The organism is Sphingomonas sp. GW821-FHT10C01 (assembly GCF_059415525.1).
On the sequence record NZ_JBWKNK010000001.1, the window covers coordinates 2,438,745 to 2,459,801 of the forward strand.

Annotated in this window: 16 protein-coding genes; 10 read left to right on the plus strand and 6 right to left on the minus strand. The window is 65.1% G+C overall.

The annotated features are described in order from the left end of the window. The first annotated feature begins 77 nt into the window (after positions 1-77). Genes AC07M1_RS11925 through AC07M1_RS11935 form a run of 3 tightly spaced genes read left to right on the plus strand, consistent with a single transcriptional unit; the run spans position 78 to position 4,168 of the window. Positions 78-917, plus strand: coding sequence for an HpcH/HpaI aldolase/citrate lyase family protein (locus AC07M1_RS11925; protein WP_495162753.1), 840 nt, complete (start codon positions 78-80; stop codon positions 915-917). After that, entirely contained in the window at positions 914-3,292 is a 2,379-nt protein-coding gene (locus AC07M1_RS11930) for a sodium:solute symporter (protein ID WP_495162754.1), read from the plus strand. The genes AC07M1_RS11925 and AC07M1_RS11930 overlap by 4 nt, the downstream gene beginning before the upstream one ends. Positions 3,293-3,322: 30 nt before the next feature. Next, positions 3,323-4,168, plus strand: a complete 846-nt coding sequence (locus AC07M1_RS11935; RefSeq protein ID WP_495162859.1) for a LysR family transcriptional regulator — start codon at positions 3,323-3,325, stop codon at positions 4,166-4,168. On the opposite strand, the gene AC07M1_RS11940 is transcribed toward AC07M1_RS11935, so the two are convergent. Beyond that, complete coding sequence (locus tag AC07M1_RS11940) at positions 4,169-4,915, minus strand: phytanoyl-CoA dioxygenase family protein (RefSeq protein ID WP_495162755.1); 747 nt, start codon at positions 4,913-4,915, stop codon at positions 4,169-4,171. A 108-nt stretch (positions 4,916-5,023) separates the two neighbouring features. Between AC07M1_RS11940 and AC07M1_RS11945 the strand changes: the two genes are divergently transcribed. Continuing rightward, positions 5,024-5,908 (plus strand): helix-turn-helix transcriptional regulator, encoded by an 885-nt coding sequence (locus AC07M1_RS11945; protein ID WP_495162756.1) that lies wholly within the window; start codon positions 5,024-5,026, stop codon positions 5,906-5,908. A 3-nt stretch (positions 5,909-5,911) separates the two neighbouring features. Here the strand turns inward: AC07M1_RS11945 and AC07M1_RS11950 are convergent, their stop codons facing one another. From AC07M1_RS11950 to AC07M1_RS11965, 4 genes are all read right to left on the minus strand, one after another. Continuing rightward, on the minus strand, positions 5,912-7,450 hold the full coding sequence (locus tag AC07M1_RS11950; protein WP_495162757.1) for a sulfatase family protein: 1,539 nt from the start codon (positions 7,448-7,450) through the stop codon (positions 5,912-5,914). Then, on the minus strand, positions 7,447-8,490 hold the full coding sequence (locus AC07M1_RS11955) for an alpha/beta hydrolase (protein ID WP_495162758.1): 1,044 nt from the start codon (positions 8,488-8,490) through the stop codon (positions 7,447-7,449). The genes AC07M1_RS11950 and AC07M1_RS11955 overlap by 4 nt, the downstream gene beginning before the upstream one ends. A 10-nt stretch (positions 8,491-8,500) precedes the next feature. Continuing rightward, entirely contained in the window at positions 8,501-9,913 is a 1,413-nt protein-coding gene (locus AC07M1_RS11960; RefSeq protein ID WP_495162759.1) for a sulfatase family protein, read from the minus strand. A gap of 98 nt (positions 9,914-10,011) precedes the next feature. Then, entirely contained in the window at positions 10,012-12,405 is a 2,394-nt protein-coding gene (locus AC07M1_RS11965) for a TonB-dependent receptor (RefSeq protein WP_495162760.1), read from the minus strand. A gap of 143 nt (positions 12,406-12,548) precedes the next feature. Between AC07M1_RS11965 and AC07M1_RS11970 the strand changes: the two genes are divergently transcribed. The 6 genes from AC07M1_RS11970 to AC07M1_RS11995 all read left to right on the plus strand — a co-directional run bounded on the left by AC07M1_RS11970 (position 12,549) and on the right by AC07M1_RS11995 (position 19,378). Then, a complete protein-coding gene (locus AC07M1_RS11970) occupies positions 12,549-13,580 on the plus strand; it encodes a LacI family DNA-binding transcriptional regulator (protein WP_495162761.1) in 1,032 nt (343 codons plus the stop codon). A 375-nt stretch (positions 13,581-13,955) separates the two neighbouring features. Beyond that, positions 13,956-15,221 (plus strand): MFS transporter, encoded by a 1,266-nt coding sequence (locus AC07M1_RS11975; protein WP_495162762.1) that lies wholly within the window; start codon positions 13,956-13,958, stop codon positions 15,219-15,221. Beyond that, positions 15,218-16,705, plus strand: a complete 1,488-nt coding sequence (gene treA / locus AC07M1_RS11980) for an alpha,alpha-trehalase TreA (RefSeq protein WP_495162763.1) — start codon at positions 15,218-15,220, stop codon at positions 16,703-16,705. Before AC07M1_RS11975 ends, treA begins: the two co-directional genes overlap by 4 nt. A 131-nt stretch (positions 16,706-16,836) precedes the next feature. After that, a complete protein-coding gene (locus AC07M1_RS11985; protein WP_495162860.1) occupies positions 16,837-18,246 on the plus strand; it encodes a cytochrome ubiquinol oxidase subunit I in 1,410 nt (469 codons plus the stop codon). After that, positions 18,243-19,253 (plus strand): cytochrome d ubiquinol oxidase subunit II, encoded by a 1,011-nt coding sequence (cydB, locus tag AC07M1_RS11990; RefSeq protein ID WP_495162764.1) that lies wholly within the window; start codon positions 18,243-18,245, stop codon positions 19,251-19,253. The genes AC07M1_RS11985 and cydB overlap by 4 nt, the downstream gene beginning before the upstream one ends. Before the next feature lie 2 nt (positions 19,254-19,255). Beyond that, positions 19,256-19,378, plus strand: coding sequence for a DUF2474 domain-containing protein (locus AC07M1_RS11995; RefSeq protein ID WP_495162765.1), 123 nt, complete (start codon positions 19,256-19,258; stop codon positions 19,376-19,378). Here AC07M1_RS11995 and AC07M1_RS12000 read toward each other — a convergent pair. Next, positions 19,368-21,044 carry an ArnT family glycosyltransferase gene (locus tag AC07M1_RS12000; protein WP_495162766.1) on the minus strand — a complete coding sequence of 559 codons (1,677 nt, stop codon included), beginning with the start codon at positions 21,042-21,044 and terminating at the stop codon, positions 19,368-19,370. The genes AC07M1_RS11995 and AC07M1_RS12000 overlap by 11 nt on opposite strands. Positions 21,045-21,057 lie beyond the last annotated feature (13 nt).

The following is a 21,057-nucleotide window of genomic DNA, read 5'->3' on the forward strand; positions in this document are numbered from 1 at the left end:
AACCAGCATCAATTTGCTCCACACGCGGCTATCGATGGCGTCGACCGGGATACACCCGGCGGGGAGGATCTGTATCGATGCGCAGCAAGCTGTTCGTGCCATGCTCGCGTCCCGAGTTCTTCGACAAGGCGCTGGCGAGCGCCGCGGATGCGCTCTCCTTCGACCTTGAGGATTCGGTCCCGGCGGACGGCAAGGCGTCCGCCCGCGATCGGCTCGCGGCCTTTCTCGACAGCGATGCCGCCCGTGAGACCGCCAAGCAGATCATCGTTCGCGTCAACGATCCCCGCGGTCTGGATTTCACGGCGGACCTGAAAGCGCTCAGCGACCGCCGCGTCGACATTCTGAACTTGCCCAAGATCGACGATCCGGCGGGTGCGGTCGCCGCCGCCCGCGCCATTGCGGAAGTTGGTGCCGGCAAGGTCAATCTGCTGATGAATATCGAAACGCCGCGCGGTCTGGCGCACGCCGCCGACATCGCTCGCGCCGTCCCGAACGTCGTGGGACTTCAGGTGGGTCTCAACGATCTGTTTGCCGCCTTCGGTGCCGACCGGCGCGATCCGCGCAACGTTCATGCAGCACTATGGCAGGTCCGGCTGGCCGCCGCCGAGACAGGTGTCTTCGCCTATGACGGTGCCTGGCCCGACCTGCGCGACGAACCCGGGTTCAGGGCCGAGGCGGAAATGGCCCGCGCACTCGGCTATGCGGGAAAGACCTGTATCCACCCCAGTCAGATCGCCGCCGCCAACGAGATATTCGAACGCGATCGTGATCTCGCCATCGCGCGCCGACTTGTTGCCGCAGCGCGCACGGCTGCGGCAGCCGGACGCGGCGCATTTATGTTCGAAGGACGAATGGTCGATCAGCCCATGATCGCGGAGGCCCAGGCCCTGCTCGCTCGCACTGGAGGCGCAGCATGATCGTCCGTCTCGCTCTATCCTGGCTGCTGGCTTCGCTGGCGCTCTGCCTGATGCCCGGCATCGCCAATGCGGGGTCGCCGGTATCGAGCAAGGTGACCGCCCTTCCCGCTTTGCCTGGTGTCATGGAAACCGTTCGCCTGGTCGGCATCGACGGCAGGCCCATTGCGCTGGATGCAGCGCGCGCCTTCGCGCTGACCGCCGACAAGCGCGACTGGAAGGCGCTGAACACCGCGGCCATCATCAAGCTCGGTATCATCAGCGGGACGGCTAGCGACGGCAACCGCGCCGCCCTTCTGGTCGGGAGCGACAGTCTTGCGGAGCGGGTCGCCCGGATCGGACTCGTGCACGACCGACTCGCCGTCCTCCATTTGGCCGCACTGCCGACCCCGCTACGGTCGGCCCAGGCCGCCATCGCGGGCGATAATCTGTGGGTGGCCGGCATCGCTACCGACGGCAGCAACCGCCTCTTCAGACTATCGCTGTCCGCGCCCGGTCGTTGGACCACGCAACCCGCCTGGCCCGGTACCGGCTTGCCGGTCGCGCTGGGCGCGCAGAACAAAGGCGCGTTCGTAACCCTGGCCGATGGCGCGCAATGGCGCTGGTTCCCGGAAAAGGGCTGGCGTGCGGGCGCTAAGGCACCCGCGACCATCCTGCCCGGGTCAGCCCGCGCGATCGGTCAGGCCTATCTCCTCTATCTTGGCACCACTGCGGACGGCGCGACTCGGCTCTACAGCTACAGCGCGATCACCGATGCCTGGGCGGCGCTCGGCAACCCGCAACCCAGCACAGCGTTTGCGGCGACCAGCTATGGCGACGGCCTGTTGGTCGCGCGCGCCGGCAGCAACGGTCTCGACTTCGCCGCGACCGAACTGGTCAGCGAACGCCAGTCGCTGGCGATTTTCGATTGGCTGATCATCGCCGTCTACATGTTCGGGATGCTGGGCGTCGGCTTCTACTTCTACCGCGGCGCCAAGAACGGATCGTCCAGCGAATTCTTCCTCGGCAGTCGGTCGATCCCGGCATGGGCGGCGGGGATCAGCATGTTCGCGGGCAGCATCAGTTCGATCAGCTACCTCGCCATCCCGGCCAAGGCGTATGAGACCAACTGGCAGTACATCATGTCGAAGATGTCGACGATCGTCGGCCTGATCTTCGTCGCGATCTGGATCGTTCCGCTGTTCCGCCGCCTCAACCTGGTGTCGGTGTTCAACTATCTCGAGACCCGCTTCCACCCCTCGATCCGGCTGCTGTCGAGTGCGCTGTGGATGCTGATGCAGATCGGCGGACGGATGGGCATCGTCCTGTTCCTGCCCGCGATGGCGATCGGCACCATCACGGACACCAACATCGTCGCGTGCATCATCATCGTCGGCGTCTTCACGATCATCTATACCGCATTGGGCGGCATGAAGGCGGTGGTGTGGACGGACGTCTTCCAGGTGATGGTGCTGACCGGCGGCGCGTGCTTCGCGATCGGCTACATCGTCTATCAGCTCGGCCTGATGCCGATCGTCGATACCGCGCGCGCGTTCGAGAAGACCGACATGGTCAATTTGAGCTTCGACGTCACCCAACCGACCCTGTGGGGCTTCCTCATTCTGGTGCTGTTCGACGTCGTGCTCACCTTCCCCAAGGATCAGGTGCTGATGCAGCGCGTGCTGGCCACACCGTCGGAGAAGGAAGCGAGCCGGTCGGTCTGGGTGTTCGCGGTCGTGCTGCTACCCAGCGCCTTCATGTTCTACATCATCGGCACCGTGTTGTTCGCATATTACCGGGAGAACCCGGCGCAACTGAACCCGATGCTCCCGATCGACGCGGTGTTCCCGGCCTTTATCGGCACGGAGCTGCCCGCCGGGATCACAGGCCTGATCATCGCCGGTCTGTTCGCCGCCGCGATGGGCACGCTGTCTGGTATCATCAACTCGGTCGCGACCCTGTTATCGGTCGATTTCTATGGCAAGTTCCGCAACCCCACTCAGGAGCAGACCGTCCGCTTTGCCGAATGGATGAGCGTCGTCGTCGGCCTGATCGGAATCGGCATTGCCATCATCCTGTCCCGGATGGACATCCACTCACTGCTTGACCTCACCATCGAGCTGTTCGGCCTGCTCGGCGGCAGCTGCGCTGGCGCCTACACGCTCGGCATGTTCACCCGCCGGGCGAACTGGCAGGGGGTCGCGATCGGGATCGTCGGCGCCTCACTGTTGACCTTGGTGGTGTGGATCTTCGGGCTGATCCACCCGTATTGGTATCTGGCGCTCGCAATCATGGCGTCGATCGTGATCGGCTATCTCGCCAGCCTGTTCTTCCCGCCGCCAAGCCATTCGCTGGAGGGCCTGACCATCTACGACAAACAGCGTAAGACGGCGGCCTGAACGGAGAGCAACACCATCGACATCAACTTCCTGCGGACCTTCGTGGCGGTGGTCGAACACGGATCGATGGCGGCTGCGGCGCGCGCGCTGACGCTCAGCCCATCCGCCGTCGCGCAACAACTACACGCACTGGAGCGTGAACTCGGCGCCCCGCTGATCGTGCGCGTCGGACGAACTGTGCGAATGACTGAACAGGGCGACCGTATCCTCGCCCAAGCCCGACAGCTGCTGCGCGACGTCGCCGATCTGCGCAGTCTGGCGCGCGACGGCGATCTCAGCGGCGAATTGCGGCTGGGTGCCTGCACCACCCCGCTGATCGGGATGCTGCCCGAAATCCTCGCGCGGGTCAGCGCCAAGTTCCCGCAGATCAACGTCCATATCCGCTCGAGCCACTCGGCCCAGCTCTATGCGGAAGTGGAAGCTGGAAACCTCGACGCCGCCTTCGTGCTTGAAGCGCCGCATGCGCTGCCCAAGACCTGCGAATGGCAAGTATTGCGCGAAGAGCCCCTGATCGTGCTCGCCCCGCCCGCGCTGGCGGATCGCGATCCGCTCGCCCTGCTGCGCGAAGAGCCGCTGATCCGATACGACCGCAATCAGTGGGGCGGACGACGGGCCGACGAATATCTGCGCGCGTCGGGCATCGTCCCGCACGAACGGTTCGAACTCAACGCGTTGAACGCGATCGCGGTGATGGTCGACCGCGGCCTTGGCGTGTCGCTCGTCCCCGACTGGATGCCGCCCTGGCCGGAGGGGCTGAACCTGTCTCGCCTGCCCTTGCCCGGCGCGCCGGTCGGCCGCCGCATCGGCATCGTCTGGTCGCGCGCCACGGTCCGCCTGCGGCTGGTCGAGGTTCTGCTCGACGAGATCGACCGCTGATCATCCCTCACCGCGCTGGCTGACGCGGACTCGCCAAGGATAATGTTCCGGCTCTTGCTGCGCACAATCGGGCGCGCGGAAATGCTGGGTCAGCGACTGCCGCCAGCGCGGCGTCGAATTGCCGGTGGTCATGTGTGGAGTCGCGCTGTGATGAAAGGTCACGCTACCTGCCTCGATCGGACACGCTACGATGTCGCTCCCGTCCGCGATATCGCATACTAGCAGGTCGCTCGCCATTTCCGGCGGATTGCGATGCTCCAGCACCGTCCGATGTCCGCCCCGCACGAAATGCATACAGCCATTGTCGGTACCCACCGCATGAAACGCGGTCCAGCAGGTCACACCGCGATTGCGTAGCGTCCGTCCCCAATAGGCCTCGTCCTGATGCCAGGGCGTCGGCGCGCCGGTGCCGGGCGGCTTGGCCAGGAACTGCTCGTACCAAAACGCCATCCCCTGCCCCATCAGCGTGCCGCCAAAGCGGGCGGACCAGTGCCGAAAGCGCGAAGCGGGCAGCCAGGGGAAGTGCCGGTCGACCCCGCTCTGAACGATACGGAATTCGCGCTGGTCGAGCGGTTCACCGCGACGCCAGTCCCAATCCTTCCCCCAGTCGGCCGGGCGCCCGATCATCTCCGCCCCCATGTCCACGAGCGCCTGTAGCTCCTCAGGGTCGATCGCGTCGCGAACGACCAGGAACCCGTCCGCGTTGAAGCGCGCAATCTCGTCCGCGCTCGGCTCCGGATAGTACATGCCCCTCTCCCGGCTGATGGTTTCGACTGATTTCCAACCTAACCGAGCAGAGAGCCGCGTCTTTACCTGAGGCGTGCAATCCATATCCCAAACGATTATGTCCTTCGAATGAGCGGCGCAGAATGCAGTTCGGCAACCTATGCCATCGCCGCGATGCTCTCACCCTATGTGCGCGGCGCGCTCGAGCATTGGCGCGGGCCCTGGCATATCAAGCGCTGGGTCGTTCTCGACTATCTGCTTGTCTATATCGTCTCGGGCACGGGGCATTTCTCGGTCGGCGACGATGCCTTCGATGTCGGTCCTGGCGATCTGATCTGGATTCCGCCCGGCGTGCTGCACGAAATGCGCGGCGTATCCCCGACGATGCTCGTTGCCTATCTTCATTTCGATCTGGTGCACGATGCTGAACGCAGTCCACGTGTCCGCAGCGGCGCTCGCTACCCGCAGGGCCCTCACCCCGACATGCATCCAGCGTGGAACCAACAGCCTATCGCAGGCTGGAACGGCCTGCTCCCGGTCGTCAACGGCCCCGCCGTCCATGCGCTGATGCGCCAAACGATTGCCGAGCATCGCGGCGCGCGGCGGCCGCTGCGCGTTTCCGGCCTGATGCTGGAGATCTTCGCGGAGATCGCCACCGGTCTGTCGGCGCCGGCAGCGAGCGCCGGTACCCGTTGGCCAGCGCTCCGCCGCGCGGCGGAGCGGATCGTAGCAACGCCCGAGGCACCGCTCGATCTCAAGGCGCTCGCCGCCGGCGCGCGGCTCAGCCAGTCCCATTTCCGCAAGCTGTTCCGCGAAACCCATGGCGAGAGCCCGCGCGCGATGCAGACCCGCGCACTGATGCAGAAGGCGGCCGAACTTGTGCTGCATTCAAATTGGAGCATCACCGAAATCGCGGATCAGCTGGGCTTCAGCACCGTCCACAATTTCTCGCGCGCGTTCCGGCGCGAGATCGGCGTCTCGCCCCAGGGCTATCGCCGGGTATCGGGCGGATAGCCCCTAGCGCACGAACTGCGGCGGGAATGGCGCTCCCTTCGGTCCCTTCGCGCTGCGCAGCACGTTGCGACCATCCGAATCTGCGCTCAGCGGGATCTGCATCCCGTTAGTCTCGTCGAGCAGCTTGAACAGCTTCGCGCTCATGTGCTTCGCCAGCGCTTCATGCCCTGGCCGGGCGAGCAGATTGTCATTCTCGTGCGGATCAGCCTCCAGGTCGTACAGCTCGTCTAGGTCCCAAATGCCGTGGAAACGAATATACTTGTAGCGATCCTCGCGCAGCGCGTGGACGGTCGGGGTTTGCGGGAAGTTCCGCTCCCAATAATATTCGTAGACCAGTTCCTTGCGCCACGGCAGGGCCTCGCCGCGCGCGAGCGGAAGCATGTTCGCGCCCGCCATGCCATCCGGCGCAGCCAGCCCGGCGGCGGCCAGCATCGTCGGCGCCACATCGATATTGGCGACCACCTGATCGACCGTGCCCGGCCCGAACAATGCCGGGCAGCGCGCGATCATCGGCACGCGCATCGACTCCTCATACGCCGCGCGTTTGTCGATCAAGCCGTGCTCGCCGAACATGAAGCCATTGTCGCCCATGTAGAGGATCAGCGTGTCGTCCAGTTCGCCGCGCTGCGCCAGCAGGTCCATGATCTTCGCGAGGCCTTCGTCGACCGCGAGCAGCGTCTCCATATAGGCCTTGTAGTAATCGGCGATGTCGAGCGTGGAATGATAGGGAAAGTCGACGCCGTGCCAGCTGTTGCGCTGGTTCTCCACCCACATCGGCCGGCCGGGCATGCCGGGCTTCATATTCTCCGGGTAACGGAACTTGGCGTCCTTGTATTGCCCAGCATGGCGCGGCGCAGGAATGAATTCGGAATGTACCGCCTTGTGCGCGAGGTGCATCATCCATGGCCGCTTGCGATCGCGCTTGCCGATCCAGTCGAGCGCGTATTCGATCAGCTCGTCGGTGATGTATCCCTTCTGCGGCACCTTGCGCCCATCCACATTCAGTCCGTCGGGGTGCGGCATGTAATGGCCCTGCCCTTTAAAGCTCACCCAATGGTCGAAACCGGGCTGCGGACGATCGGTCTCCGCACCCATATGCCACTTGCCGATGAACGCAGTCTCGTAGCCCGCGCGCTGGAGATATTCGGGATAATAGGTCAGGCCCGGCGGGATCGGGTGATTGTTGTCCACGACGCGGTGCTGATGCGCATAGAGGCCCGTGAAGATCGACGCGCGCGAGGGCGAGCAGAGCGCGGTGGTGACGAAAGCGTTGCGGAAATGCACGCCCTCACGCGCCAGCCGGTCGAGCGTCGGGGTCTCGCCGAAATCCTGCGTCTTCATGAACCCCATCGCGTCGAAGCGATGATCATCGGTCAGCACCACTAGGATGTTGCGCGGCCGGGTGCGCGGGATGCGCTTGAGCAGCAGGTTCTTCTGCGGCGCCGGCGCGGCCGGCGATGCTTCCGCCGCCCAGCTATACAGGCCAAATGCGCCGCCACTCCCCGCCAGAAGCACGCCGCGCCGGTCGATCTTGTTGCTCATTTCCGTCTGCCCAAATGCGTGCCGAAGAAGCGTGCGACGACGCGATATGCCTCCATCGATTCGGGCATGTCGGGCCACACGAAAAAGGCATGGGGCAATCCGTCGAACAGGAACAGCTCGCTCGGTACCCCAGCCGCCGCCAGCCGGCGATGCGCCAGCGTCAGCGCGCTTGCGGCGAAGTCGCGACTCCCCGCCAGCAGCAGCGTCGGCGGGAACGCCTTGATCTCTGCGTCGGAGAGCAGCGGATAGGCCGCCGCATCCTCGCCCGCGACCCCCGCCATATAGGCCGTCGGCAGCAGTTTCGGCAGCGGCCCGGCCGGCGGCGCGCTGCCCTCGGCGATCGGTCCGGCAAGATAGGGACTGTCACCGCTGAACCCAGCCGCGGTTCCACAAAAGGTGCCGATCGCGCCCGGACGCGGCAGCCCCTGTTTGCGGATCCACGCCACCGACTGGGCGGTGATCACCCCACCCGCCGAGCAGCCATAGATGCCGATATTCTCCGGCCGATATTGCTTGAGCAGTGCGCGATACACCGCGGTTACGTCCTCCGACGCCGCCGGATAGCGATGCTCGGGGGTCAGGCGATAGTCGACCGTCACCACCTTGACCCGCATGGTCGCGGCGATCGGGATCGCCTCGACCAGTGCGCCGCTCCCCGATCCCCACATGAACGCGCCGCCATGCACATTGATCAGCACGCGATCCTTGTTGCGCCGATCAATACCCGCGCCGGGTGTGACGATATCCACCGTCACGCCACCGAGTTCCAACCGCTCCTCGCGCGTCCGGAAATGTCGCCGCATCTCCGCCAGCCGGTCGTCATTGTATTGCTGGTAGAAGGCCCGCTGCTTCGCGATGTCTCCCTTCAGATCGGGCGCCCGCGCCGCGCGCATCCGCAGCAGCACCGCCTTGGCCTCTTCGCTGAGCTGATCCGATGGCGGCAGGGTGAAGGCCGGTATCTCGACTGCGGCGGACTCCTGCCCCGCCAACGCCGGAGCCGTCGCGAACAAGGCGAGCAACGCGCCAAAGGCCTTCATCATATCGCCGTCCTCAACTCTGTTTCAGATGTGCATACGGGTCCGTCTGCCCCGCCAGCCACGGATCGCGCGTGGCGGTGCGCATCTTGAGCATCCGCGTGCGCAGGTCGGCCAGCACCCCGGCATAGGCGCGATCCCCCACGACATTCACCACCTCGTCCGGATCGCGCGTCAGGTCGTACAGTTCCTCCGCCGGCCGTTTGAGATAGGCGGCCTGCGTACGCTTGCCGAGGCGGATCGAGCGATCCGCGCCGATCGCCTTCCAGCTCGGTGACCCCGCGACATCGCCCGCAATCGGATAGTCGAGCGGATGAGCGAGGTTCTGGATGTAGCTATGCGTCCGCGTACGCAGACCACGCATCGGATAATATTGATTGATCTCGTGGAATTCGTGGCTCGCGAACACCGCGTCGCGCGCGGGATCGCCCGACTTGCCCAGGATCGGCATCAGCGATGTGCCTGACAGCGCGTAGTCCGGCGGCGCCACGCCCGCCCAATCGAGGATCGTCGGCGCGATATCGGTCCAGCTCACCATCGCATCATTGACCGACGCCCCGCTGCCCGGCGCACGTACAATCAGCGGCAGGTGGAGTCCCGGCGCGTAGAGGTTGGTCTTCGCCCCCGGAAACGGCCGGCCATTGTCGCTGAGGAACACGACCAGCGTATCCTCCGCCCGCCCGCTCTCGGCGAGCAGATCGAGCAGCATCCCGACGCCGCTATCGAGCCGGCTCAGCGACTCATAATATTCGGCAAGGTCGCGCCGCACCTCGGGCAGGTCGGGCAGATGCGTTGGGATGCGCACCTTGGCCGGATCATAGCTGATCGGTGCCACCCCCGGCCAGGTGCGGTCGTTGCCATAGTCGGTCGCAGCGCGATGTGGATCGCTATAGGCGACGGTGACGAAGAACGGACGGTCATTGGTCGACCGGATAAAGCTCGCCGCCGCGACCGCCATCTCGCGCACGTCGCGGATGCCCGACCGCTCGGGCACCAGCTCGGCCTCGAACGGAAATGCCTTGTCCGGCCCGATATGCTTCTTTCCCACCAGCGCCGTCGCATAGCCCGCCCGGCGCAGCATCGACGGCAAGGTCTCGATCCCGTCGAGCAGTGACTGGTGGTGAACATCGTGCTGCAGCCCGTACATGCCGTTCTGGTGCCCATAGAGTCCGGTATGGATCACCGCCCGGCTCGGACTGCATGAGGATACTGCCGCAAAGGCATGACTGAACCGCGTCCCCGCTCCCGCCAGCCGGTCGAGCCTAGGGGTCGCGATCGGCGTGCCGTAGCAGCCAAGGTCCAGCCCCTGGTCGTCGGAGATCAGCAACAACACATTGCGCTGACGTCCCACCACGCGCGCAGCAGTCGAGGCTGTCGCGGAAACCGCCACCGCCCCCGCCATTCCCTTGAGCAAATTGCGGCGGCGCATGGGCAGGTCTCCGGTTACGCTACGGACAACGGCTCAGGATAGAAAATCCCCGGGCCAAAAAGGAGGGAGAGGGTTTGGCCCGGGGAGGAAGGTGGCCGTCAGAACTTCAGCGCGGCGCTGAAGCGGAACGAACGGCCGAGGATGGGTCGTGCCAGGATCGTACCCGAGCCCTGCCCGCCGATGATGCGCGGGTTGCCCTCGGTCAGGCCGATCTCGTTGGTCAAATTGTTGCCTGTCACCGCCAGCGTCACCCGCTCCGCCACCTCGACCGAGATGCCGGCATCGAGCTGGTAGAAACTGGGCAGGACCTGTAGATTCTCAGGGTCGGAGAAGCGGTCGCCGGTATATTGCAGCGTCGCGAACAGCGACGGCTTCACGCCGCCCAGATCGACCTCATAGGCCGGGGTTACGCGCCACGCCCATTTCGGCTGGCGCTGCACCTGGTTGCCGGTGTTGTTGATCGTGCCGCCACCCGAGAAGAAGTCGACATAGCTCGCGTCGAGCCAGGTGCCCGACGCGGTGATGCTGAACCCCTGGAATGGCCGGATCGCGCCTTCCAGCTCGACGCCGGTCGCCTTGGCGCCGCCGACCGCGCTGAGCGGCACATTGTTGATGAGCGCCGTTGTCGCCAGCCCGTCGAACTTATTGTGGAACAGGGTGGCATAGAGGCTGACCATCGGGGTCGAGATCTTGAGGCCACCCTCATAGGTGTCGACTTCCGCTATCTGCGTGAGGCCCTCGCGCAGATTGTCGAACATCGGGAAGCTGTTGCCGCGGCTGTAGCGGGCGAACACGCCGATCTGACTGGTGATGTCGTAGTTGATGCCCGCCGTCCACGACCATGCCGAGTCGGCATAGCGAAGCTGGCGTGGCCCACCCAGCACGTTGACGGCATTGTCGTACAGCGTGTTCGGGTTACCATCCAGGTTGACCGTCGCCGCCTGCGGCGTGCGCAGCGTCGCGTCGACGACATGGCGCTGCCAGCGGATCCCGCCGTCGATCCGCAGCTCGGGCGTGATCTGGAATTCGTCGACCGCGTAGAAGGAGTAATCGGTGCCCTTGTAGAAGGCGTCGACCTGAAAACCGGGACCGCTGGTGAAGCCATTAAGCGTCGCGGTGCGGCCGCCGTTCAGCGTCATGTTGAGCAGTCGCGCATTGGGCTCGGCGGTCAGCAGCACCTGGTTGCCCAGCACCCATTTGTCGCGCGAGGTGTAGTCCGCGAAGTAGAAGCCACCGGTCAGCTTGTTGCTGCCCGCCGTCCATTCGAACGCCGTATCCGACACGAAGGACGAGATCTTCTTGCGCACTTCCCACAGGCCGGCGCGCATCACTTGCGCATTGGCGCCGCCGGTAACGGCCTGGCCGCCATTGGCATAGGTCAGGCTCGACACGGTCGATCCCGCGCCGCCCAGCGTGGTCGCCATCGCCATCGCCGACGCCGCGACCGGCGCACCGGCGGGAACCATGCCGACGGTATCGGCATTGCCGCCAAGGTAGCTCAACCGCTCGCGCAGCCGCAGCCCGTCGGCAACCTCATATTCGAAGGAGAGACCCGTGTTGATCACGTCAGCGCCGCGGCCCTGCGCGAGGTCCAGCGTGCGGCCGACGATATTGGTCGTCACCCGCGTCTCGCGGCCGGGCAACGTGCCGGTGCCCGCATCGAAGCCGGGATAGGCGCTGATCTCGCCATTGTTCGAAACGATCGGGATCGGCAGCAACCACTGGCCCCGGTCATTCAGATAGCGGGCATAGATCTCGACCGAGCCGCGATTGTCGAACTCGTGGCGAATGTTGGCTGTGATCTGGCCGCCCTTCTCGGCACGGAATTGCGGATCGCGAACGCCATTGCCCTGGGCATAATAGCCGCCGATCATAAAGCCGGTATTCTCGCCGAGCGGGCCGGAAACCCAGGCGTCGCCGCGAACCTCACCATAGTCCGTGTAGCTAACCTTGCCGAACGCCTCGAACCGGCTCCCGCCGGTGCGCGGCACGACGTTGACGGTCAGGCCCGGCTGGCCGCTCGAAAAGAGCGAACCGGTGCCGCCGCGAACCGCCTCGATGCGCTTCACCGTCTCGTCGAGGCGGATGAGCTGCGAGTTTTCGAGGAAGGACAGCGTCGCGGGCGGATAGATCGGCACGCCGCCCATCTGGAAGGTCACAAACTGCGCGTCGCCACCCGAAGGATAGCCGCGCACGAAAATGTTGGCGCCATTCTGGCCGCCCGAGCTTTCGGCCATCACGCCCGGCACGGTGCGCAGGATGTCGGCGGTGCTGGTGGGAGCGGCGCGGTCGATCGCGTCCTCGCTCAACGTGGTTACGGCGAAGGCCGCATCCTGGCGGCGCGTACCGCCGCCTGCGGTGCCGACGACGACAATCTCTTCCTCGGCGGCGGGCTCAGGCGCGGCCTGCGAATCGGTGGTCTGCGCATGCGCGGTGCTGGCGATCAGCGCCAGCGGCGCGGTGCCCAGCAAAAGAATTGCACTTCGAAGCATGTTTCCTCCCCTTCGAATATGACCGGGCACATTTGCCCTTCGGGAAGGGATGCTATGCAATTATGAAATGCTTTTCAAGATAGTTTGCAAAGCGGCTGCGCAACGCTTGATGCACACCCTTTGCCCGCCTACGGTTTGTGTCGATGAGCGAGAAGCCACCAGAATCAGAGAAGCCGCGCGGCGGCCGCCCGACGATGCGAGACATTGCGCGGCTCGCGAACGTGTCGATGCCCACCGTATCGCGCGTGCTCAACGACAGTCCCTTGGTGACCGGCGAGACGCGGGCCCGCGTGCTCGAAGTGGCGCAAGCGAACGGCTATGCCGTCAACCGCAACGCCAAGAAGTTGCGCCAGGCACGCACCGGAACGATCGCGGTGATGCTCGATTTCGCGTCACACCGTCATGGCGCGATCGGCGACCCCTTCATCTTCGAACTGCTCGCCGGCGTCTCGGAGGCATTGTCGATCCGCAACCAGGAGCTGCTGCTCTCCCCACCAGGCCTCGACGACGCACGCGCGTTCGAGGATTTCCACCGCGCCCGCGCCGCCGACGGCTTCATCATCCTGGGCCAGGGCACGCGCGACGCGATGCTGCGCGGTCTTGCCAGACGGGGCGTGCCGATGGCGGTGTGGGGCGCGGTATCCAAGGACGCGGGCTATTGCGCGGTGGGCAGCGACAATCTGCTCGGCGGGCGACTGGCGGGCGAGTATTTCCATGCTCGCGGACGCACCAAATGGCTGTTTGTCGGCGATATCCGGCATGAGGAATTGCGGCTGCGCTATGAGGGGCTGTGCCAGGAAGCGGCGCGCCACCCCGAGGTGACGGTCGACTATCTCCCCATCGTCTCGATGGCCTTCACCACCACGGCGGAAACGGTCGCCTCCTATCTTGCCGGCGGCGCGCGCCCCGATGCGGTCTTCGCCTTTTCCGACACCGCGGCGATGGCGGCGATCGGCGCCTTCCGCGATCGCGGCCTGACCGCGCCACAGGATTATTCGCTGGTCGGCTACAACAACATCCCGCCCGCCGGGCATTTCAACCCCAGCATCACCACGATCGATCAGAAGACCGATGTCGCGGGTGCGCTGCTGGTGGAGAAGCTGATGCAGCAGATCGACGGCGCGCGCGCCCGATCGACCCTGCTGCCGACCCAGATGGTGATCCGCGAAACCTGAGCGCGATTGCGCCGCCCGTGCGGCATAAGCGCGCGCCTGCCGGCCACACCGGCGATCGATCCCATTAAGTTGGCCGCCATACCCCAAACCGTCATCGTGGCCGCACCCTAACCTTCACCGTAACCACACCCTCGCCGTCACCCCGGCCTTCTGCCGGGGTCCACCGGGCGGCGAACAATCCCCTGCCCGCTCCAGCCCACCGCGCGCGGCACCGTGGATCCCGGCACGGGGCCGGGTGACGGCGAACTTTCACAACCGCGACTGAAGACAAACACAGCCAACGCTCAGCAACACCCTTGAAATGCATTTCATAACTTTATAGGCCTGTGCATCGAAACGACGGGCCGCCGGGCCTGCTCCACGGGGAGGTGCGTGATGACCGAAGGCTTGAGGAGCGACCTTCCAAGGGACGCCGCGCTGAACCGCATCCGCGTCATCATCGCGCTCGCGCTCACCTACGCCGTGCTCGGCATTCTGATGAACAGTGTCGGCGTGGTGATCCTTCAGTCGATCCGCCATTTCGACGCGACCAAGCCGATGGGTTCAACGCTGGAGGCGTGCAAGGATCTCTCGGTGGTCGCCGCCTCGTTCCTGCTCGCGACCCGCGTCCCCGCCTTCGGCTATCGTCGCGCGCTGATCGGGGTAATGACGCTGATCGGCATCGCCTGCCTGCTCGCCTCCTTGGCCAACGGCTTTGTCGCGATGCAGGCGCTGTTCGTGGCCACGGGCCTCAGCTTCGGCATCGCCAAGGTCGCGACCTATTCCTCGATCGGCCTGCTCGCGCGCGACCCTGCCGATCATGCCAGCATCACGGGTCTGGTCGAGGGGGTATTCATGGTCGGGCTGCTGGTCGGCGTCTGGCTGTTCGGCTGGTTCGTCGGCGCGGATACCACCGGCAGCGCCTGGCTCCATGTCTATTGGGTACTCGGCGGTGCCTGCCTCGCCTTGGCATTGCTGTGGTTCGCCACGCCGCTCGACGAGCGCGGTGCGGTCGCGCCCGACGAAGCCAAGACCGCGCATTGGGGCGAAATGCTCCGCCTCGCCGCATTGCCCGCCAGTGTCGCGGTGCTTGCTGGGCTGTTCCTCTATGTGCTGGTCGAGCAGAGCGTCGGCACCTGGCTGCCCACCTTCAACAATGAAGTGCTGCATCTGCCCGCGGCGATGAGCGTGCAGATGACCAGCATCTTCGTCGGCGCGCTCGCGGTCGGTCGCCTTGCCTCGGGCGTGGTGCTGCGCCGGGTGGCGTGGCTGCCCGCCTTGCTCGGTTGCCTTGGCTGTATCGCGGTATTGATCGTCGTATCACTCCCGCTGGCCAGCGGCATCACTCCTCGACCCGACACCGGCTGGTTCGATGCGCCGATTGCCGCCTATCTATTCCCGCTGCTCGGTGTCTTCCTGGCGCCAATCTACCCTACGCTCTGCTCGGTCGCCCTAAGCGCTCTCCCCCGCCACCGCCACGCGGCGATGATGGGGCTGATCGTCATCTTCTCGGCACTTGGAGGTACCTTGGGTTCGTTCATCACCGGCTTGCTGTTCCAGCGTCTTCCCGGCGCGCTCGCCTTCTACTTCACGCTGGCGCCGATCGCGCTGATCGCCATCGCCCTGCCTGTGATCCGAAAGCGCCAGGCGGCTTCGGCATGAACATGCCCCAACCCTCCGACATTTTCGGCGATCTGTTCGTGGCGGTACAGGAACGCGGCTTGTTCGCCGATTCCAAGACCTTCGCCGATGCGATCCCGCGCCGTACGCCCGCAGCGATCCTGCACGACTGGTCCGCGCAGACGCAAACCGATGACGCCGCGCTGCTGGCATTCGTCGAGGCGAACTTCATCCTCCCGCAGGAGGCGGATTGCGATGCCCCCGATGCGCGACCCCTGCGCGAGCATATCACGAGCCTGTGGCCGGTCTTGACCCGCGAACCTGAAACCCCGCCCCCCGGTTCCTCGCTCCTTGCGCTGCCGCGCCGCCATGTCGTGCCCGGCGGGCGCTTCCGCGAGCTCTATTATTGGGACAGCTATTTCACGATGCTGGGGCTGGTCCGCTCGGACCGGCAGGATCTGGTCGAGGACATGATCGCCGTCTTCGGCAGCCTGATCGACCGCTATGGCCACATCCCCAACGGTACGCGCAGCTATTATCTCAGCCGCTCGCATCCGCCGGTCTTCTACCTGATGGCCACGCTTTCGCAGGACGCGTCTGCCGGTGCGCGTGAACAGCGGCTGCGCTGGATGCGTGCCGAGCACGACTTCTGGATGGCAGGAGAGGAAAGCCTCGACCCGGGGCAAGAACATCGCCGTGTCGTGCGGCTCACGGACGGGGCATTGCTCAACCGCTATTGGGACGACCGCGCAGCCCCGCGCGACGAAAGCTGGCGCGAGGATGTCGAGCTGGCGCAGCGTGCGCCGGATCGGGACGCGGGCGAATTATGGCGCGATATACGTGCCGCAGCCGAAAGCGGCTGGGACTTCAGCTCGCGCTGGCTGGGCGACGGTAAGTCTCTCGAGACGATCCGTACGACCCGTCTGCTCCCGATCGATCTCAACGCCCTGCTCTACGGGCTTGAAATCACCATATCGAGGGAAGCCGGCGTGCTCGGCGATCCCGCGACCGCCGCCGCCTTCGCCCGACGCGCCACCGCCCGACGCGATGCGATCGACCGGCACCTGTGGAACGAACGGGCCGGTTGCTTCGCCGACCATGATCTCGATCTTGGCGGCGTGCGCGATCAGGCAACGACGGCACAGGGCTTCGCATTGTTCACCGGCGCGGCCCTTGCCGAACGCGCTCCGCTGGTCGCGGAGTCGCTTCGCGGCCTGCTGCGTGCGGGCGGCCTGCTCACCACGGGCAATCGCACCGATCAGCAATGGGACTCACCGAATGGCTGGGCGCCGCTGCACTGGGTTGCGATCGAGGGGCTGCGTGCGCATGGCCAGGACGACCTCGCCAAAACCATCGCCCAGCGCTGGCTGGCGATGGTCGAGGGTCATTATGCCACCACCGGCCAGCTGCTCGAAAAATACGATGTCGAGCAATGCAGCGCGGGCGGCGGCGGCGAATATGGCACCGAGATCGGCTTTGGCTGGACCAACGGCGTCACGTTGGCGCTGCTGCCCGATCCAGCCTGAACCTCGCCGGCATGGACAATTTGTCCAAGACAATTTGCCCAATGGGATCGTGGCCCAACTCGAGCCAGTGATTGACCGACACCCGAAGCTCGGCGCATTCTATGCCGAGCAAGGGCATGAGGTTGGATTTCATGTTCGAGGGCTTTGACCCGATCCTGCTGGCGCGGATCCAGTTTGCGTTCACCGTCAGCTTCCATTTCGTCTTTCCCGCCTTCTCGATCGGGCTGGCGAGCTATCTCGCCGTGCTTGAGGGGTTGTGGCTCAAGACCGGCAAGCAACTCTATCTCGACCTGTTTAAGTTCTGGGTGAAGATCTTCGCGGTGGCGTTCGCGATGGGCGTCGTCTCCGGGATCGTGATGTCCTACCAGTTCGGGACCAACTGGGCGGTCTTCTCCGACAAGGCCGGACCGATCATCGGGCCACTGATGGCCTATGAAGTGCTCACCGCCTTCTTCCTCGAAGCGGGCTTCCTCGGCGTGATGCTGTTCGGGATGAACAAGGTCGGCAAGGGGCTGCACTTCGCATCGACCCTGGCGGTCGCGGTCGGCACGCTGATCTCCGCCACCTGGATCCTGTCGGCGAACAGTTGGATGCACACGCCGGTGGGGTTTGAGATCAATGCTGCGGGCCAGTTCGTCCCGTCGGGTAGCTGGTGGACGATCGTGTTCAACCCCAGCTTCCCTTACCGCCTCACCCACACGGTGATCGCCGCCTATCTCACCACCGCGTTCGTGGTGGGTGCAGTCGGCGCATGGCATCTGCTCAAGGACCGCACCGATCCGCACGCGCGGAAGATGTTCTCGATGGCGATGTGGATGGCGGCGATCGTCGCACCGATTCAGATCGTCGCGGGTGACATGCACGGCCTCAACACGCTGGAGCATCAGCCAGCCAAGGTGATGGCGATGGAGGGGCATTATCAGAGCCACCCGGACGGTGCGCCGCTGATCCTGTTCGGTATCCCCAACTCCGCCGAAAAGCGCGTGGACTACGCGATCGAGATCCCCAAGGCTTCGTCGCTGATCCTGAAGCATGACACGGACGCCCCGCTCGCCGGACTCGACACGATCGACCCGAAGGATCAGCCGCCGGTCGGCATCGTCTTCTGGTCGTTCCGCATCATGGTCGGCATGGGCATGGCAATGCTCGGCATCGGGCTGTGGAGCCTGTTCGCGCGTTTCCGCAAGCGGCTCTACGACTGGCCGTTGTTGCACAGGGCTGCGCTGGTGATGGGTCCGTCGGGCTTCGTCGCGGTGCTGGCGGGATGGGTGACGACCGAGGTCGGACGACAGCCCTTCACCGTCTACGGCTTCCTGCGTACCGCGCATAGCGCGTCGCCATTGGAGGCGCCTGCAGTCGGGGCATCGCTGATCGCCTTTGTCGTGGTTTATTTCGCGGTGTTCGGCTTCGGCACCTGGTACATAGTGCAGCTGATGGCTAAGGGCGCGCATCGCGGCGAGGACCATATCGATATCGACGCGCCGATCCGTACCGCCGGCATCATGCCCGGACCCGCACAGCATCCGGAGGGCAAGAAATGAGCGCCGTCGATTTCGACCTCGCGACGGTGTGGGCCTTCATCATCGCCTTTGCGGTCTTCGCCTATATCGTCATGGACGGGTTCGATCTCGGGATCGGCATCCTCTTCCCGACCTTCAAGGTCGGGGAGGAGCGCGACACCGCGATGAATTCGATCGCGCCGGTCTGGGACGGCAACGAAACCTGGCTGGTGCTGGGCGGCGGCGGGCTGATGGCGGCGTTCCCGCTGGCCTATGGCGTAGTGATGACTGCGCTCTACCCGCCGATTATCGCGATGGTGCTGGGACTGGTGTTCCGCGGCGTCGCGTTCGAGGCGCGCTGGCGTGATCCCGATCACCGGCGCTGGTGGGATATCGCCTTTGCCGGCGGCTCGATCGTCGCGTCCTTCTGTCAGGGCGTCACGCTCGGCGCGATGCTTCAGGGGATAGCGATCGAGAACCGCATCTATGCGGGCGGCTGGCTAGACTGGCTCACCCCATTCAGCCTGTTGACCGGCGTCGGCGTGGTGTGCGGCTATGCGCTGCTCGGCGCGACCTGGTTGATCTGGAAGACCGAAGGCAGCATCCAGGATCGCGCGTTCCAGCTCGCCAAGCCCGCCGGCATCGCCACGCTGTTGGTGATCGGCCTGGTCAGCCTGGCGACGCTCAACCTCGACTATGCCTATCGCGAAAAATGGCTCGGCTATCCGGCCGTGCTGCTGACCGCACAGGTCCCGCTGCTGACCGCGATCATCGCCTTCGCCTTCTATCGCTCGATCCGCAAACGACGCGAGACACGCCCCTTCTTCCTCGCGCTGGCGCTGTTCCTGATGAGCTTCATCGGCCTCGGCATCAGCATGTACCCCTATATCGTGCCCGATCACCTCACGATCTGGGAGGCCGCAGCCCCGGCATCCAGCCAATGGTTCATGCTCGTCGGTGCGGTCGTGCTGATCCCGATTATCCTGGGCTACACCGCCTTTTCCTACTGGGTGTTCCGCGGGAAGGTGACCGCAGAGGGGTATCATTGACCATGGACGGCGAGAATGCGGGGCCGTGGTGGAAACGGATCGCCTGGCTGGTGGCGATCTGGGCGATGAGCCTCGCGGTGCTGGGCGCCGTCGCCTTCATCATCCGCTTCTGGCTCAAGGCCTGAGCGCGCGTCCCATGGGTTGCTGTATCTCGGGTTTCGCGGCGAGCTCGAAGATATGAACGACCGGCCCACCGCGTACGCCCCGCTCGGGCTTGATCACTGCGCGCAGGCGACCGCCCGCGGAAATCGCTCGATACATGTCCAGCTGAGCTCGATATCGCGCCGGGTCTTCGCGATAGACCTCGTCGTGGGTGAAGACCGCAAATCCTGCCACACAACCGGCCACCTGACTGGGATCGAGGTGCCCGATATCGACCACCGCGCTTCCTGCACGCAGCGTTTCGACGCGGGAATAGGGGATGCGCCCGGCAAGCAGAGCGGCGGCATCGACGCATCCAGCCGACCCCAACGGGAAGCGGATCGGCCATCCCTTCTGCAACAGATCGAACGCCGCGTGCTCGACCAGGATCGTGCTCCCGGGTGATGCGTTGGCCATGATCCAGGCGGTGGCAGCCTGGCGCGTATCGTTCGCGCGCTCGGTCTGTGCCGCGATGGTCGTCGCGACCATCGGCGCGATCAGCAGCACAGTGGCGGCAACCTCGAACCCGACCAGCCGACGCTCGAGCCTTGCCCTCAGAAGGCGTGCAACCGAACAGACTGCAGCTGCAGCCGCGAGCGCAAGGAAGGGCAGCAGCGGTACCATCCAGCGCTCCCAGACCAGCGCCTGCGCACAGATGATGAGGGCGAGCGCCGCAACGCCGGGCAACACCGCAATACGGACACGCCGGTCGCGCAACGCCAGGACGCTGCCGATCGCGACCGCCGCGAGCCCTGCTGCCCCGAACCCGCCGAGCAGCGGGCCGCGCACATACCAGCCGATATTGGCGAGAAGGCCGCCACCCGTCGCTCCGGGATGCGCCGGTCGCGCCTCTCCGGTGAGGTTCTGCACCACCGTCGCATAGTCGAGCAGAAGAAAGGGCGAGGCGACGAACAGTGTTGCCGCAGCCATGGCGCCGACGATCGCGACATTCCGCCATCTGCCCCAGCCCTTTCCGCAAGCAAGAGCCGCAGCGACCGGACTCATCGCGAACAGCGCCGCTGGCCATTTGGTAGCCACGCCAAGACCTAGAAAAAGGCCCGCCAGGGCGTGATCGCGCCACCGCCCGCGTTCGAGGATGTTCAACGCTGCCAGTGTCGCAAGCAGGACAAGGACAGTCATCTGCACATCGGTGCGGATCAGCTGCGAATAGGCGACGTGCACCGAATTGACCGCAAGCAAAGCTGCCGCAACCAGCCCCAGTCCTGCTCCGCCCAGCCGCTTGCCCAGCCGGAAGGTCAGCCAGACGCAGAGCACCCCGCACGCCACGAAGAACAGCCGCGCGGGCAGGAACAGAATCGACGGATCGGCATAGGCCGCGGCGACGAATGCGTCGCCATCGGCAAAGCGGCCGGTGAGGATGCCGATCCCCGAGACAGCGACCATCACCAGCGCAATGGCATAGAAGGTCAGTGTCGCCGGATGCCCGAACCAGCCCGGATTTAGGTTGCCGCTGCGCAGCATGTCGAGCGCGGTCATCATGAACAGCGGCTCGTCGGGATCATTAAGCGCGGGCAGCCCGAACGCGACGCCGTGAACGCGGATCGCGGCGGCAACGACGAGGATCAGCAGAAGCGCGGCGCGTTCCGTCCAGCGATCGCGATTATGAGGCGGGAGGTTCGTATCCGTCATGGTGTCGAATGCA

Excerpts from the sequence above, each read along its gene's own strand:
- AC07M1_RS11955 (WP_495162758.1), bottom strand. The coding sequence starts at position 8,490 with ATGATGAAGGCCTTTGGCGCGTTGCTCGCCTTGTTCGCGACGGCTCCG.
- AC07M1_RS11985 (WP_495162860.1), top strand. The coding sequence starts at position 16,837 with ATGTTCGAGGGCTTTGACCCGATCCTGCTGGCGCGGATCCAGTTTGCG.
- AC07M1_RS11975 (WP_495162762.1), top strand. The coding sequence starts at position 13,956 with ATGACCGAAGGCTTGAGGAGCGACCTTCCAAGGGACGCCGCGCTGAAC.
- AC07M1_RS11970 (WP_495162761.1), top strand. The coding sequence starts at position 12,549 with ATGAGCGAGAAGCCACCAGAATCAGAGAAGCCGCGCGGCGGCCGCCCG.
- AC07M1_RS11930 (WP_495162754.1), top strand. The coding sequence starts at position 914 with ATGATCGTCCGTCTCGCTCTATCCTGGCTGCTGGCTTCGCTGGCGCTC.
- AC07M1_RS11950 (WP_495162757.1), bottom strand. The coding sequence starts at position 7,450 with ATGAGCAACAAGATCGACCGGCGCGGCGTGCTTCTGGCGGGGAGTGGC.
- AC07M1_RS12000 (WP_495162766.1), bottom strand. The coding sequence starts at position 21,044 with ATGACGGATACGAACCTCCCGCCTCATAATCGCGATCGCTGGACGGAA.
- AC07M1_RS11995 (WP_495162765.1), top strand. The coding sequence starts at position 19,256 with ATGGACGGCGAGAATGCGGGGCCGTGGTGGAAACGGATCGCCTGGCTG.
- AC07M1_RS11965 (WP_495162760.1), bottom strand. The coding sequence starts at position 12,405 with ATGCTTCGAAGTGCAATTCTTTTGCTGGGCACCGCGCCGCTGGCGCTG.
- AC07M1_RS11925 (WP_495162753.1), top strand. The coding sequence starts at position 78 with ATGCGCAGCAAGCTGTTCGTGCCATGCTCGCGTCCCGAGTTCTTCGAC.
- cydB (WP_495162764.1), top strand. The coding sequence starts at position 18,243 with ATGAGCGCCGTCGATTTCGACCTCGCGACGGTGTGGGCCTTCATCATC.
- AC07M1_RS11945 (WP_495162756.1), top strand. The coding sequence starts at position 5,024 with ATGAGCGGCGCAGAATGCAGTTCGGCAACCTATGCCATCGCCGCGATG.
- AC07M1_RS11940 (WP_495162755.1), bottom strand. The coding sequence starts at position 4,915 with ATGTACTATCCGGAGCCGAGCGCGGACGAGATTGCGCGCTTCAACGCG.
- treA (WP_495162763.1), top strand. The coding sequence starts at position 15,218 with ATGAACATGCCCCAACCCTCCGACATTTTCGGCGATCTGTTCGTGGCG.
- AC07M1_RS11960 (WP_495162759.1), bottom strand. The coding sequence starts at position 9,913 with ATGCGCCGCCGCAATTTGCTCAAGGGAATGGCGGGGGCGGTGGCGGTT.